The organism is Sphingobacteriia bacterium (assembly GCA_017304685.1).
In the GTDB taxonomy this organism is placed as follows: domain Bacteria; phylum Pseudomonadota; class Alphaproteobacteria; order Rickettsiales; family 33-17; genus JAFKLR01.
The window spans coordinates 202678-216547 of the sequence record JAFKLR010000003.1 but is presented as its reverse complement, the minus strand read 5'-3'; the positions used below and the strand labels follow the sequence as shown (position 1 = coordinate 216547).

Sequence of the window (13870 nt, the reverse complement as noted above, 5' to 3'; positions counted from 1 at the left end):
ATGGATTTTAACTTCAAAGAAATAATAAAGAATGAAATTTTTAAAACTCAATCTTTAATCTTTCAAGTAATGAATGATAATAATGTAATTAATACTGTCGAACAAATCTCATTAGTTTGTATAGATGCAATTAGTAAAGGTAATAAAATTATATTTGCAGGTAATGGTGGAAGCGCTGCAGATTCACAGCACCTTGCTGCTGAATTTGTAAGTAAGCTATGTTATGATAGACCTGCTATGCCCGCTATTGCAATCACTACTGACACTTCTGCACTTACTGCTATTGGTAATGATTATGGCTATGAATATGTTTTTTCACGTCAATTAGATGCAATAGCAAGACCTGGTGATATATTTTTTGGCATTTCCACTTCTGGTAATTCAAAGAATATTATTGAAGCTCTAAAACTTTCTAAGCAAAGAAACATTACCTCTATAGGTTTTACAGGTATGAGTGGGGGTTTAATGAATGATTTATGCGATTATCTTTTAAAAATTCCTGGTAAAGAAACTGCTAAAGTACAAGAATGCCATATTATGTTAGGTCACATAATATGTGGGTTAATTGAAGATGCAATACATGGTAAAGAATATAATATTCAATTCCAAACAGCGAATATTGCGAATTTATAATTTGCCTATATAGTATTTATAGAAACTAAATATTAAATTTAAGTTAATTATCGCTTAATCAAAATTAATGCATAATAAAATTTTTTCAATTATTAGCGAAATGCAAGCCATTGCTCAAAATGGGCTTACCTATGGCAAAGATAAGTATGATTTAGAAAGATATAATCGTTTAATGGAAATTACTTCTAACCTTGCCAGCATAGTTTCTGGTAATGAATTAACAGAAATTTTTAATATTTTTTCAGCAGATATAGGTTATAGAACACCAAAAGTTGATGTCAGAGCCGCCATTTTTGAGAGTAATAAAATTTTATTAGTTCAAGAAGAAGATGACCTTTTATGGTCTTTACCTGGAGGTTGGGCAGATATTAATCTTTCAATGGCTGAAAATGCAGAAAAAGAAGCGTTAGAAGAAAGCGGAATTATATGTAAAGCCATAAAATTAGTAGGAGTATATGATAATAATAAACTAAATCAAAACTTTAAATGGCCACATGTTTATAAAATGATTTTTAGATGTAAATTTTTAGAAGGTATTCCTAAAAATGGTGTTGAAACAGTAAATGCAGCTTTCTTTGATGAAAATAATCTTCCTCCTCTTTCTCCTGAAAGAATTACCACAAGTGAAATTCAAAGATGCTTCTATGATTATAAAAACCCTGAATGCCCAAGCTATTTTGAATAAATAAAATTATGGTAACTTTTATACTTGAATTTTCAACTTAAAGACTTTATTTATTAACCGTATATAATCAAAATTTTATTATTATAATATTAAACTATATGTTCAAAAATGTAATTATACTTGCTGGTGGCAGAGGAACCAGAATTTCTCAAGTTACAGGAAATATTATTCCTAAACCAATGATTAAGTTTGATGGCATACCTTTTTTAGAAATCCTTTGCAACTCTCTTATATCACAAAAAAATGAGAACATTTATCTTTCAATTGGTTTTTTACATGAAGTAATAACAGAACACTTTTCTAATTATAAATTCAAAGATCAAATTTATTTTAATATAGAAGAAGAATTGTTAGGAACTGGTGGAGCTATAGTTGATACTATAAATAAATTTAATATTAAAGGTGATATTTTAGCTTTAAATGGTGATAGCCTTAATGTTTTCGATGTAAAAAAATTCTATGAATTCCATAAAGAAAATAATTTTGATATTACCATTCTTTCTAATTTCAAAGAAGACACATCAAGATACGGCAATTTAATTTTTGAAAATAATAAAATTACTGGCTTTAAAGAAAAACAAAGTAATGTTAGCGGTTATATCAATTCTGGTGTATACGCAATAAATAAAAAGGTTTTTGATAGTTTAAATTTTGAAAAAAAGTTCTCCTTTGAAAATGATTTTTTAATGAAATATACAAATGATCTAAACGTTGGTATATTTAAGAATGATGGCTTTTTTATTGATTTTGGTGTGCCAGAAGATTATGAAAAAGCTCTAATCGAAATTCCTTTATATGCAAGTTAGCTTTTATGAATTTACCTAACAATGATTTAAAAAACTCTCAAAAAGCGCTTTTTTTAGATCGTGACGGGGTAATTAATGTAGATTATGGATATGTTTACCAAATACAAAATTTTACCTTTGTAGACGGAATTTTTGACCTTTGTAAAATTGCACAAGAATTAAATTACAAAATATTCATTATTACAAATCAATCCGGTATTGGTCGAAATTATTATACAGAAGAAGAATTTAATAATCTTACCTCTTGGTTAGTGCAAAAATTTAATGATAATAACATTAAAATAGAAAAAGTTTACTATTGTCCACACCATGTTGATGCGGTACTTAATAAATATAAAATTAAATGTGATTGTCGTAAACCTGAACCTGGAATGATAATTGAAGCTTGTAAAGAATTTGATATTGACCCAACAAAATCTATTTTTATCGGCGATAAAGAAACCGATATTGAAGCCGCAACCAAAGCAAATGTAGGGACTAAAATCTTATTTACAAACGATGATATTCTAGCCATACAATCAAAAGCAGATTTTGTATCAAATAATTTTGATAGGATACAAAAGATTATATCAAAATTATAATTTATATAACTTCATATACTAAAGTTTTTTATTTTTCTAATCACTTTACAAAAGTGAGGGGATATTTTTTGGATTCTTATATTGATCTAATGATTTATAATCTTTAGATTCGCATAGAACGAAGATTATATTAAAATCCCATTCTCCTTTTTTAACTATATAACATTTAACCTTATATAATCCTGAAGGTATTTCCATTTTTTTACCAGTGAATTCTAAACAATCGCTAACAGTTAAAATTCCGTTCGGAATATTTATATAATAATCTTCAATAGTCATACTTACTAATTTTCTAACTAATTTCTCTTCTAAATATGGATAATCACCTTCAATCAATCTAACTTCAAATTTAAATGCTCCATCCCCATTAAGACCAACTGCTACACAATTTAAATTTTCTATTTCATTTTCAATAGAAGATTCTTTTTCATTATATTTTAAATTAGCATCTTTAATTAAGCATAATCCTGTTTCAATATCTAATTTTCCAGAAATTTTATTTATAGTATTTATTTCAATTCCTTTTATTTTATAAATTGAAGCATACATTTTTCCTAAAGATTTCATGGCATCATGTGATGATGCAACAAATGGAATTGTTAAATTAATTAAATTAAAAAACTCATCAGCTTTGTTAATATCTATATTTTTTGTATTTTCAAAACTAGCCAAAATTGAAGCTGCAACAGTTCGAGCTTCTTTTAATCTTTCTTTAAGGGTAAGTTTTTCTAAAGATTTAACCTTAATTTTAAGGCTTTCAATATCACTTACGAGATGCTTTAAGTGTTTATATGACATAAATTTAGGGAAATAAAATTAAAGAGATAAGGTAGGCTAAACCCAATAGAGGCCGAATGTGGCTGCTTCCTTTCGGACCTGACCAGATTTTCCGACATATTGCCTTAACCTACCAGGATAATTTTATAGCATAAACTTAAGTTATACTCAAGCTTATAAAAATACTTATTCAATACCGTGAGCTTTCAAATGAACTTTAATCGCAGCTACTTGTTTTTCTGCAGCCTCTTTACCTAAAAGATACAATTTCTCGATTTCATTATCATTAAACATACCAAAACCCTCAAGTTTTGGTTTAATTAATACATCAGCCATTTTACCTTGGTAACTTGCAAGCTCATTATAAGAAGTCCATAAAGCCCAATAGGTTAACCAAATTGTATTACTTGGTAAATTTCTTGAAGGAGGTTCACTTATATCTACCGCAATAATAACTTTAGGCTTATATTTTTTAGCTGTTCTTACAGGCACAGGTTCAATTACCCCACCATCAACTAGCGCCCTATTATAAATTTCAACTGGCGGAATAACAGGGGGGATTGCAGAAGATGCCATAATAGCAGGAATAATTGGCCCCTTATTAAATATAAAAGCTTCTTGCTTAACTATATCTGTCGCAACAATTACTGTAGGTATTTTTGCTTGTTCAAAATTTTTAATAGATAGATTCTTACTTAGGAAGGTTTGCATTCTTTTGCCTTCAACAAGGCCTGACGTTGTAGAGGCAAGGCTTAAAGCATTTCTAACAGAAGGGTCTAAAAGGTCCCATTTTTTTAGTTTTATAACTTTCTTTTTAACATCTCTTGCCGATAAAGAATCAGCATATAAAGCCCCTATGATGCTCCCTGCACTTGTTCCCACTATTAAATCTACAGGTATATTGTGTTTTTCTAGAACTTCAAGGACCCCTACATGAGCTATACCGCGAGTACCTCCAGCACCTAAAACTAAGGCTACTCTTATATTTTCTATTTTCCTATTTTGCTCAACATACTTATAATTATGAAAGAAAATATGCCTCGGGTTAATACAAGCCGAAGCTATAAAAGCTACAATAATAAAAAATAAAAACTTAAACCTAAACTTCATAATTAGTTTTGAAAATCATTTATATAAATAGGGTATAAATATTATTTTACACTCTAATTAAGCCTAGGAGCCAGTTACGAAATCTTACAGAAATAAAAAGATATTTAAAACAATGTTTTATCAAACTTAGGCTTATAAACTGATTGCAAAAGCATTAAATAAGCATAAAAAAAAGGGACGTATAATATACGTCCCTTTAATTGTTTTATCGAAAATCGAAAAGCTATTTATGCTTGCGCAGCTTTTAGCTCATCATTCTTTTTCTTCATAGCAAGGTTTACACGCTTACTTAAAGCTTTAACAGCTACTAACCACATTACGCATACAATTGCAAAGATACCAAAAGTATAAGGCGCAATAGCAATTACATCTTTAGTAGCTAGTGCAATAAACATAGCTTGTTGAACGAAAGCGCCACCAGCCTTACCTATACGACCACCTAATACGTCAACCGCAGCTTTACCTTTACTTTTTAATTCTTCATCTAAGGGAATGTAAGCCATTTCCTTAGTTGGATCAAATAATGAATATTTAATCGCTTTAGAAAGCATAATAATTGCAGCTCCTAAGAATGCCGCAGCAGCAATTGGAGTGAATTTCATTGAAGAAATCATTTCCATCATTCCATCTCTACCTAAAATGAACATGAAGAAAACACTACCACCTAAAAGGGTCATAAGTGGAGTAATAACAGCTGCACCAAACCATGAGAGAGCACGGAGAACATTATTACCAATTCCAAGAATGAAAAGGATAGTAAAAATACCTACGAAAGTTGAATAGTTACCCATAAATGAGTTGTAACCATTTTTATCACCTGCATAGAATAATTTTAACTGATGCTTCCATTGTAATTCAGCAAGGTTAATTGAAACACCATATGCAATGATAAGAATTGCAATTAAGCCAAGTTCTGGCGAAGTGAAAATAATTTTAGCGCTTTCCATAAGCCCAGGTTTCTTTTTCTTTTTACCACTGCTTTTATTACCTGACATTTCTGATTCATCATAATATACAGGGTTTGTTAACACAACTTTATGCATCCATCTGTATGTAAGCATTGAACCAACGCCCATAAGAACAACGGTTGTCATTAAATATTTTAAAGAAATTAAGTATGGATCTGCAACATCTGGACTTGCAAAATTTCTTACATCATTAAAGTAATGCTCTGCTTGACCTGAGAAAATTAAACCAATATTTCCGATAACCGCGAATAAACCATAAAAGCGTTTAGCTTCAGTCATACGGGTAACTTGGTTAGCAAATTGCCAGAAAAGAAGTGATACCATCGCACTTCCCCAAATTTCAGCCATTACATAGAATAATGAATATGTCCAGTAACCATATATATCAATAAATCCACTAAAATTTGGATATTGTTTATGTAATTCTGCTACATGTTCAACTGCAGGATGGAACATCTCTACATTTGGATATATTAAAAAACCGAACAATCCGAAGAATATGAGGAATGGGGTTACAATTACATAAAATAAATTTTCACGATCAAATGCGTTACTTAGTTTTATGTATAATACTACAAAAAGTACTGCTGCAGGTGTCACACAATATAATTTCAAGAATGGAATCATACTTGCGCCTGCTGAGTTTACTACTAATGTATCTTTAATATCACGCAACATTGTATAGTTGAATAATAGACAGAACATTATGAATGCAAGCGGCATAAATTTTTTCATTTCATAATTATGAATTGGCCAAAAAAATGCACGCCATTTAGAAAAATGGTGATGTTGTTGAGTCATATTTATGTCTTCTTCCTTATATGGTTAATAATAAAACTTTGTAAACTTTTTTAAGTTTACGAAAACTAATGTTTTATGGCAAGATTAAATGCGTGGAAATACTAACAAATTTTTATCTTTCACACAAGTTTTTATTAATTGATTATTAAAAATAATTATAAGAAACTTAAAAAATGCATTAATCAGCTATTGGAGGGGTAAAAACAAATAAAAGAATTTTAAATTTAATGTAAAATTTTTCTTATTTTATAATTTTGCCTGGATTATTTAAGTAAATAAACCCATCATTAGTTTGCAATTCTTGTGTTCCCTGATCATTTACATACACTACAGTAGTATTTATTGCAGCATGTATTTCTATATCTGGATATTCAAGGGCATTTAGATCAAAATTAAAATCACCTGTAATAATTAAATCTCTTCCCTCGACGTTATTTTGCTTATAATTATCTATAAAGGATAATAAATTTTTTATATTTTCATCATAATTATATGAATAAGGTTCATACCATTTTAGATGTATATTAATAAAATCAAGCTTCTCATTATGTGAATTTGTAAAAGTATAAAATTGCCCTCTACTAGCTTGATTTTTCACAATGTTTTGAAAACTTTTTTTTAATGTAGCATTACTTTCAACGTATAATCTATTTGCATCACATATAATCATGTTGTCACTTACAACATCAAAATAATTTAAGCAGGCATTGAATACTTTAGCTTCAATTTTATGCATATAATTATTTAGCGTTTCATTAAAAAACACCATATGATTTAAATTAAGAGGTAATTCCTGTAACGCTAAAATACTTAAATCGTGTTTTTCAGTAATAAAATCATAAATCTTTTGAGTTATTCGTTCTAGTCTTGCAATATACTCTTCTTCCCCTTCAATATATGCAAAACCATTATTGTAATATCTATGGTTTTCTCTAACTATAAGGTCACATTTGTAAAGTATATTCCATGTTAAAATTGTACCAAACTTTTGAGTTGTAAAAAATTGTGGTTCATGGTCAGATAATATAGTTGAATCGTATTTTATAGTTTCTTGCATTAACAAATTACACCTTAAGTGTTCTTATTAAAAACAATGAGTATATTATTTTTTAAACTTTTGTAAACAATAATTAACTATTTCCTCAGCTATATGCTTTTTAGAAACCTTTCCCAAATCTTTGTTACTAATTCCATCCCAAGTTATATATGAATAATTACTAAAATCTTGCGTAGAATTACCTATTATAAAATCAAGGTTTTTTGAATTAAATTTTTGTTTTGCATTTTCTAATAAATTGTCAGTTTCTAATGCAAAACCAATTACATAAGCTGGTCTAGTGGTTCCATTTGCGATTTCTTTAACCACATCACTATTTTGTTCAAACTCAATAATATTATTAAAATTGGATTTTTTGAGTTTAACATTTGAAGGGTTTTTAGGCTTAAAATCTGCTATAGCAGCTGTAGAAATATAAACATCCACAGGTAGAACTTCTTTAGATTTCTTTAAAAATTCACTAGCGTTGTATGCTCTTATTATCGTGGCCTCACTAGGTAAAAACACACTTTCCTTAATATATCCAGCAATAATCGTTACTTCAGCCCCTTGTTTTAAAAACTCGTTTGCTATTACTACACCTTGCTCCCCACTTGATTCATTACTAATGTATCTTACGGGATCAATATATTCACGAGTACTTCCAAGTGTTATAACAATCTTTTTACCTTTTAATTCAGTAGATTGTTTAAAATGATTATTAATATGAACAATAACCTCATCATTTCCCGCATATTTACCGAAACCTACATCACCACAAGCAAGTTTACCGGAAATTGGCTCTATAAATCCAAACCCATTTTCTTTTAATTTATTAATATTCATCTGGGTGATTTTATTTTGATACATGTAAACATTCATTGCAGGTACTATTATTACCTTAGAAGAACACGCCGCAATCGCTTCAAGAGCCAATTCATTTGCAAAACCTGATGCTATTTTCGCAATAAAATCCTGAGTTGCAGGTGCGACCACTACTAAATCATATTTACCAAGTTTAGTATGTAATATTTCATTATTCTGATCTAGCTTCTGATTAGTGTAAACATTACCCTTAATTAAGCTTTTTATACTTAATGGCGTGATGAAATCTAAGGCACCAGTAGTAATTATTACATCTAAATTGTAACCGTTATCTTCAATATTTCTTGCAAGATCAATTGCTTTATACGCAGCAATAGAACCTGATATAATAAGCAGAATTTTTGTCATTAATTAAATTTGTCCTAGTACAATTGATAAAAATAAAATTAAACCAACTATTACATTAGACTTAAAAATTAACTGAAAATCAACTTTTTCTTGTTTTATTTGTTTGAATTGCCACAAGAAATGTGCATATGAAACCATAATACCTAAGTAATATAAGGAATTTACCGATTCAATTAATGCAATAATTAATAATATTAAGGTCATTACTGTATAGAAACCTAATATATATTCTTTAACATTAACACCAAAATATATTGCTGAGGATTTAATCCCTATTTTTTTATCATCTTTAATATCACTTAAAGCGTAAATTGTATCATAACCTAAAGTCCAAAATATACAGGCTATATATAAAAGTATGGAAGTTGTATCTATATTACGATGAACTGCATAACCTACTAATACTCCTATATTGAAAGTAAAACCTAAATATATTTGAGGAATATTAATATATCTTTTCATTAAAGGGTAAGTAACTACTAATATTAGGGATAGTATAGCTATAAGAATTGATTTAATTGGTAAGAAAATTAAGGCAAGAAGCAAACTAAAAAACGAAATAAGTATTGCAAGCGTTAATGCTTCTTTTACACTAACCTTACCGGAAGCCAAAGGGCGGTTTTTTGTTCGTTCAACTTTTTTATCAATATCTTTATCAATAATGTCATTTACAATACACCCTACCCCACGCATCAAAATAGCACATAGAGTAAATAATATTATTCTAACTAAATCTAATTTAGGAGAAGCAAGCTCCAAGCCAAAAAGGCATGGCCATAAAAGCAACATATAGCCGGCAGGTTTATTAAATCGGATAAGATCTAGATATACTGCGATTTTATCATGATTAATTTTATTTATTAAGAACATGCTAGGAAAAGATTTTGGCAGATATTTTAATAATTGCTTATACATTTAAATTAATAATTAAGTTAATTTATTAACATATTACACTATCTTCTATGATAGTCAATTGATAGGTTTTAAAAACTATTTAGCAAGTTCGTAATCTATAATTTTCCTAACTTCTTCATTTTCCCAATCGACTTCTCCAGCAAAGCGTTCAATTTCTCTACCTTCTTTACTTACAATTATGCTAGTTGGAATTGAGCTTACGTTTAACTCTTTCATAAATAAGTTTTTATTATCAATTAAAGGTATTAAATGAGTAATTTTATGTGCTTTAAAAAAATCTTGAACGATAGATATACCCTTATAATCTTCTGAAATCGCTAAAACTTTTAATGGTTTTTTACGATATTCTTTCTGTAACTTATCAATAATTTGCATTTCTCCGATGCAATGTTGACACCAAGTAGCCCAGAAATGCAGTATTACAACATTATCCTCATAATTTTCTAACGTTAATAATTCACCCTTTTCATCATGAAAACCCAATTCTTGTGTGATCTTTTTACTACTTAAAGCAACAGCATCTTTTAAACATATGTTCAAAAAAATCGATAATATCAGTAAAGATATATTGACAAATTTTCTAAAATCTACCATAAAACAACCTTATAACTTACAAATTGGCTGAGTAGCTCAGTGGTAGAGCAGGAGAATCATAATCTCTTGGTCGGGGGTTCAAATCCCTCCTCAGCCACCAATTTCCTTCCCAATAAATTAAATATATTCCTTAATTAATTCTTCAGCGATCTGCACTGCATTTAAAGCAGCGCCTTTTCTTAAATTATCGCCAACTACCCATAAATTAAGACCATTTTTAACACTCTTATCTTCACGAATACGTGAAACTAATATGTTATCATCATTTACAGCATCAAGTGGAGTTGCATATCTTGAAATAGTAAAATCATCCATAAGAGTAACACCATTTGCATTTGCAAAAATCTTTTTAGCTTCACTTGCAGTAATTTTCTCTTCAAATTCAACATTTATAGCAACGCTATGACCGACAAATACAGGAACACGTACACAAGTCACTGCTACTTTAATATCTTCACCTAAAACTTTGTTTATCTCTTTAATAATTTTCACTTCCTCATCAGTATCACCTGAATCAACAAATTTACCTACATGAGGAAATAAATTGAATGCTATTTCTCTTGGTAAAACTTTTCTTTGATTTTCTTGATACATTAATTTTGCACGTGTTTGATTAAATAATTCATTCATAGCTTCCCTACCTGCTCCAGACACAGATTGATAGGTTGAAACTACTATCCTTTTAATCTTAGCCTTTTCATGAAGTGGCTTTAATGCTACTGCCATGGGAATTACTACGCAATTTGGGTTTGCGATAATTCTTGTTTTTTCAAAATCCTCTAATTTTTCTAAATTTACTTCTGGAATGATTAAAGGGACATCTTTATCTAGTCTAAAATAAGAACTTTTATCAATTACCACTGCTTTAGCCTTAGTAGCAATAGGCGCATAATGTTTAGATCTTTCACCACCTGCTGCAAAAAACGCTATTTCAACTTTGCTGAAATCAAAATCATCTAAAGGTTTAATTTTTAATATTTTTTCATCTCCGAAACTCACTTCTTTTCCTACTGAGTCTCTAGAAGCAACCGCATATATATTATCAACAGGGAAGTTTCTATCTGCAAGAATATTTAATACTTCGCCACCGACAACTCCGGTTGCTCCAATCACTGCTACGTTAAATTTTGACATTTTCTCTACCCTGCTAATAAATAATTAACTATTACCTGTTATGTTTAATATCTCTAATAAATAAATCAAGTAAAGAAGTACTCTTAATGCAAAAATTTTTAATTAAAATATTATTATCTTTTATATTAACTTTTAATAATGCTAATGCTAACAACAATGCTTTTGACTTTAATTTTGAAGCAGATAACGGAAAAACTATTAATTTAGCAGATTATAAAGGAAAATTAATCTTAGTAATTAACACCCCTTCTCTTTGTGGTTTTAATAGAGATTTTTTACAACTTGATCAAATAGCTCAAGATTATCAGAATAGAGGTTTAGTAATTATAGCTATTCCCGTAGAAAAACAATCGCATAATTTTACCACTAATATGTGCGTAGATAGTAGCACTGTTAATTATTTTATTACAAAATCGATAGCTTTACATAAAGGTAAGCATCTGGAAGATCATCCATTTTTTAAATGGGCTAAAACAGAAACACCAGATGATAATAACGCTAATAAATACCTTATTTCACCATTTGGTGAAATAATAGCAAGCTTTAATGATACAGCTCGTGTCGGTTCTCATGAAATAATAAAGAAAATAGAAGAAAATCTACCTCCAAAACAATAATACTATTATTTATTATTCTTTTTCTCTATCCACATTTCTCTTGCTTTAGAAACCCTTAAAAATCTTGCAAAAGCAAAAATTAATGAATCTATAAACCCATTAATTCCAAAAACAAAATATCTACGAAATATATACGCTTTAAAAAATGTGGTAAAAATTTCAAGAATAATCCGAATAGATGAAGGACAACGACCTTTTGCCATTAGATCTCTTGCTTGTGCTTCACTAACAAAATTAGCTTTTTCTACAGCATGTTTAATTGAAAGAAGAGATCTATGATAAATTTTATTCTTAAATTTACCTATTGTTTTAACTTTCGTTGGATCAATTATAACCGAATCATGACTCTCACCAACAAATTGTTTAAAGGAAAAGCTTGCAAAAGCTTTATGATAAAAACGTATTGGGGAATTAGTTGGAGCAAATAATCTTGGCTCTTTATCAAATCTATGAACGATAGTAATGGGAATTCGGTAAGCTTTAATTAAAGGTTCACTTTTTTCAAAAAGATTTATTATTTCTAATTTTAATTTAGAACTTACTTCTTCGTCAGCATCAATATTTAATATCCAATTATTTTTACATAATTCTTCACCAAATATTTTTTGTTTTTCGTAACCTTGCCATTCATTAAAAATAACTTTAGCACCTAAACTTTCAGATAATTTAACTGTATTATCAACACTACCGCTATCAATAACAATTACTTCGTCAACGAAATCAATTACACTATTAATAACTTTGCCGATTCTTTCTTCTTCATTTTTAGCAATAATAAATACCGAAATTGGTAGCCTAGACATTCAAAATTTGCCTATAAACTTGAATGGTCATAAATCTCATTTTTTCTAATGAGAAATTTTCAATGACATGCTCTCGAGCATTTTTTCTAATTCTATCTTTTTCATCTTTTGACATATGCAAAACCTCTTCTAGGGTTTTAGCTAAACTTTCAACACTTCCAGGTTCAAATAAAAAACCAGTTTCTTTATCAATTATAGTTTCTCTTGCTCCGCCAATATTACTTGCAATAACAATTTTTTCCATACTCTGGGCCTCGATCACTACTCTTCCAAATGCCTCTGGACGTAATGAAGGAACTATAATTATATCGCTCACAGCATATACCGCTGGCATATCATGCAAATGCGAGGCAAAGTTAACTTGCTTACTTAAATCATTCTTAATTACAAGTTCATTCAGTTCTTTATAATATCTTTCATGATGTTTAGTATCACCTAAAATAACTGCATGAAATTCTTTATTTTCAAGTTTTGCTAATGCTTCTATAAATAGATTTTGTCCTTTCCATCGTGTAATTCTAGCTGGTAACACAATAATAGGTTTATTTCTATGTTTTGGGTCTTGTATATTCTTAATATTTAAATTAATGATAGCATTTTCTAAACGCTGAGGTGGAATTTTTGTAGCATTAAAATGCTCAGTATCAACTCCGCGATGGATTATTATTATTTTATCTTTAGCTTTAGGAAAATGTTTATTTATATATTCAGAAATATAATCTGAAACTGCTATTACAACTTTTCCTAGAGTCATAACCTTATTATAATGCTTCTTAAAAAAATTCTGGCTATAGCTACCATGGAAAGTAGTTATGAAAGGTATATTAAGTTCGCTACAAGCTTTAAAACAACTCCATGCTGGCGCACGTGACCTTGCATGAACAAGATCAACTTCATTTTCAATAATAACTTGTTTTATCTTTTTAATATTACGATATATTTTTATTGGGTTTTTTGTAGAAACATCCAGTAATATGTGCTTACCACCTTGATCCATTATTCTTGACGCTAGTGTTCCGCCATTAGAAATTACTATTGATTTCATACCAGCTTTTACAATTGCTTCAGAAATTTCTACTGTGCCTCTTTCAACTCCACCAGAATTTAGTGAAGGAACTACTTGTAAAATAGTTGGTTTATGTTGTATCCTGCCTTTCATAAAAAATACTTCATAGGT

15 protein-coding genes, 1 tRNA gene and 1 other RNA gene are annotated in these 13870 nt (G+C 29.3%); 6 read left to right on the top strand and 11 right to left on the bottom strand.

The window, feature by feature from the left end; translation table 11 throughout:
* The 4 genes from J0H68_01135 (at window position 1) to gmhB (ending at window position 2705) form a co-directional block, all read left to right on the top strand.
* Window positions 1–633, top strand: a complete 633-nt coding sequence (locus J0H68_01135) for a D-sedoheptulose 7-phosphate isomerase (protein ID MBN8827293.1) — start codon at window positions 1–3, stop codon at window positions 631–633.
* Between the two features lie 67 nt (window positions 634–700).
* Window positions 701–1318, top strand: coding sequence for an NUDIX hydrolase (locus J0H68_01130; protein ID MBN8827292.1), 618 nt, complete (start codon window positions 701–703; stop codon window positions 1316–1318).
* 98 nt (window positions 1319–1416) lie between these two features.
* Window positions 1417–2124 carry an NTP transferase domain-containing protein gene (locus J0H68_01125; protein ID MBN8827291.1) on the top strand — a complete coding sequence of 236 codons (708 nt, stop codon included), beginning with the start codon at window positions 1417–1419 and terminating at the stop codon, window positions 2122–2124.
* A 5-nt stretch (window positions 2125–2129) separates the two neighbouring features.
* Window positions 2130–2705, top strand: coding sequence for a D-glycero-beta-D-manno-heptose 1,7-bisphosphate 7-phosphatase (gene gmhB, locus J0H68_01120; protein MBN8827290.1), 576 nt, complete (start codon window positions 2130–2132; stop codon window positions 2703–2705).
* Window positions 2706–2750: 45 nt separating this feature from the next.
* Here the strand turns inward: gmhB and J0H68_01115 are convergent, their stop codons facing one another.
* The 8 genes from J0H68_01115 to J0H68_01080 all read right to left on the bottom strand — a co-directional run bounded on the left by J0H68_01115 (window position 2751) and on the right by J0H68_01080 (window position 10139).
* A complete protein-coding gene (locus tag J0H68_01115; GenBank protein MBN8827289.1) occupies window positions 2751–3503 on the bottom strand; it encodes a hypothetical protein in 753 nt (250 codons plus the stop codon).
* A 24-nt stretch (window positions 3504–3527) separates the two neighbouring features.
* Window positions 3528–3620, bottom strand: an RNA gene (gene ffs / locus J0H68_01110) — signal recognition particle sRNA small type.
* Between the two features lie 48 nt (window positions 3621–3668).
* The gene (locus tag J0H68_01105; GenBank protein MBN8827288.1) at window positions 3669–4592 is read right to left on the bottom strand and encodes a patatin-like phospholipase family protein; all 924 of its coding nucleotides are present in this window, start codon (window positions 4590–4592) and stop codon (window positions 3669–3671) included.
* 227 nt (window positions 4593–4819) lie between these two features.
* The gene (locus J0H68_01100) at window positions 4820–6361 is read right to left on the bottom strand and encodes an NTP/NDP exchange transporter (GenBank protein MBN8827287.1); all 1542 of its coding nucleotides are present in this window, start codon (window positions 6359–6361) and stop codon (window positions 4820–4822) included.
* A 241-nt stretch (window positions 6362–6602) separates the two neighbouring features.
* On the bottom strand, window positions 6603–7418 hold the full coding sequence (locus tag J0H68_01095; protein ID MBN8827286.1) for an endonuclease/exonuclease/phosphatase family protein: 816 nt from the start codon (window positions 7416–7418) through the stop codon (window positions 6603–6605).
* Window positions 7419–7463: 45 nt separating this feature from the next.
* The gene (gene coaBC / locus J0H68_01090) at window positions 7464–8630 is read right to left on the bottom strand and encodes a bifunctional phosphopantothenoylcysteine decarboxylase/phosphopantothenate--cysteine ligase CoaBC (protein ID MBN8827285.1); all 1167 of its coding nucleotides are present in this window, start codon (window positions 8628–8630) and stop codon (window positions 7464–7466) included.
* Window positions 8631–8633: 3 nt separating this feature from the next.
* The gene (locus J0H68_01085; protein MBN8827284.1) at window positions 8634–9545 is read right to left on the bottom strand and encodes a 4-hydroxybenzoate octaprenyltransferase; all 912 of its coding nucleotides are present in this window, start codon (window positions 9543–9545) and stop codon (window positions 8634–8636) included.
* 75 nt (window positions 9546–9620) lie between these two features.
* Entirely contained in the window at window positions 9621–10139 is a 519-nt protein-coding gene (locus J0H68_01080; protein ID MBN8827283.1) for a TlpA family protein disulfide reductase, read from the bottom strand.
* Window positions 10140–10164: 25 nt separating this feature from the next.
* Between J0H68_01080 and J0H68_01075 the strand changes: the two genes are divergently transcribed.
* A tRNA-Met gene (locus J0H68_01075) sits at window positions 10165–10239 on the top strand.
* A 17-nt stretch (window positions 10240–10256) separates the two neighbouring features.
* Here J0H68_01075 and J0H68_01070 read toward each other — a convergent pair.
* Complete coding sequence (locus J0H68_01070) at window positions 10257–11273, bottom strand: aspartate-semialdehyde dehydrogenase (protein ID MBN8827282.1); 1017 nt, start codon at window positions 11271–11273, stop codon at window positions 10257–10259.
* Between the two features lie 86 nt (window positions 11274–11359).
* Here J0H68_01070 and J0H68_01065 point away from each other — a divergent pair, with 86 nt between their 5' ends.
* Entirely contained in the window at window positions 11360–11890 is a 531-nt protein-coding gene (locus J0H68_01065; protein ID MBN8827281.1) for a redoxin domain-containing protein, read from the top strand.
* Between the two features lie 5 nt (window positions 11891–11895).
* On the opposite strand, the gene J0H68_01060 is transcribed toward J0H68_01065, so the two are convergent.
* Both J0H68_01060 and J0H68_01055 read right to left on the bottom strand, forming a co-directional pair.
* Window positions 11896–12693, bottom strand: coding sequence for a glycosyltransferase family 2 protein (locus tag J0H68_01060; GenBank protein MBN8827280.1), 798 nt, complete (start codon window positions 12691–12693; stop codon window positions 11896–11898).
* On the bottom strand, window positions 12686–13852 hold the full coding sequence (locus J0H68_01055; GenBank protein MBN8827279.1) for a glycosyltransferase family 4 protein: 1167 nt from the start codon (window positions 13850–13852) through the stop codon (window positions 12686–12688). Before J0H68_01055 ends, J0H68_01060 begins: the two co-directional genes overlap by 8 nt.
* Window positions 13853–13870 lie beyond the last annotated feature (18 nt).

Bases quoted from the DNA above. Each gene is read 5' to 3' on its own strand.
- J0H68_01135 (MBN8827293.1), top strand. From the start codon at position 1: ATGGATTTTAACTTCAAAGAAATAATAAAGAATGAAATTTTTAAAACT.
- J0H68_01130 (MBN8827292.1), top strand. From the start codon at position 701: ATGCATAATAAAATTTTTTCAATTATTAGCGAAATGCAAGCCATTGCT.
- J0H68_01125 (MBN8827291.1), top strand. From the start codon at position 1,417: ATGTTCAAAAATGTAATTATACTTGCTGGTGGCAGAGGAACCAGAATT.
- gmhB (MBN8827290.1), top strand. From the start codon at position 2,130: ATGAATTTACCTAACAATGATTTAAAAAACTCTCAAAAAGCGCTTTTT.
- J0H68_01115 (MBN8827289.1), bottom strand. From the start codon at position 3,503: ATGTCATATAAACACTTAAAGCATCTCGTAAGTGATATTGAAAGCCTT.
- J0H68_01105 (MBN8827288.1), bottom strand. From the start codon at position 4,592: ATGAAGTTTAGGTTTAAGTTTTTATTTTTTATTATTGTAGCTTTTATA.
- J0H68_01100 (MBN8827287.1), bottom strand. From the start codon at position 6,361: ATGACTCAACAACATCACCATTTTTCTAAATGGCGTGCATTTTTTTGG.
- J0H68_01095 (MBN8827286.1), bottom strand. From the start codon at position 7,418: ATGCAAGAAACTATAAAATACGATTCAACTATATTATCTGACCATGAA.
- coaBC (MBN8827285.1), bottom strand. From the start codon at position 8,630: ATGACAAAAATTCTGCTTATTATATCAGGTTCTATTGCTGCGTATAAA.
- J0H68_01085 (MBN8827284.1), bottom strand. From the start codon at position 9,545: ATGTATAAGCAATTATTAAAATATCTGCCAAAATCTTTTCCTAGCATG.
- J0H68_01080 (MBN8827283.1), bottom strand. From the start codon at position 10,139: ATGGTAGATTTTAGAAAATTTGTCAATATATCTTTACTGATATTATCG.
- J0H68_01070 (MBN8827282.1), bottom strand. From the start codon at position 11,273: ATGTCAAAATTTAACGTAGCAGTGATTGGAGCAACCGGAGTTGTCGGT.
- J0H68_01065 (MBN8827281.1), top strand. From the start codon at position 11,360: ATGCAAAAATTTTTAATTAAAATATTATTATCTTTTATATTAACTTTT.
- J0H68_01060 (MBN8827280.1), bottom strand. From the start codon at position 12,693: ATGTCTAGGCTACCAATTTCGGTATTTATTATTGCTAAAAATGAAGAA.
- J0H68_01055 (MBN8827279.1), bottom strand. From the start codon at position 13,852: ATGAAAGGCAGGATACAACATAAACCAACTATTTTACAAGTAGTTCCT.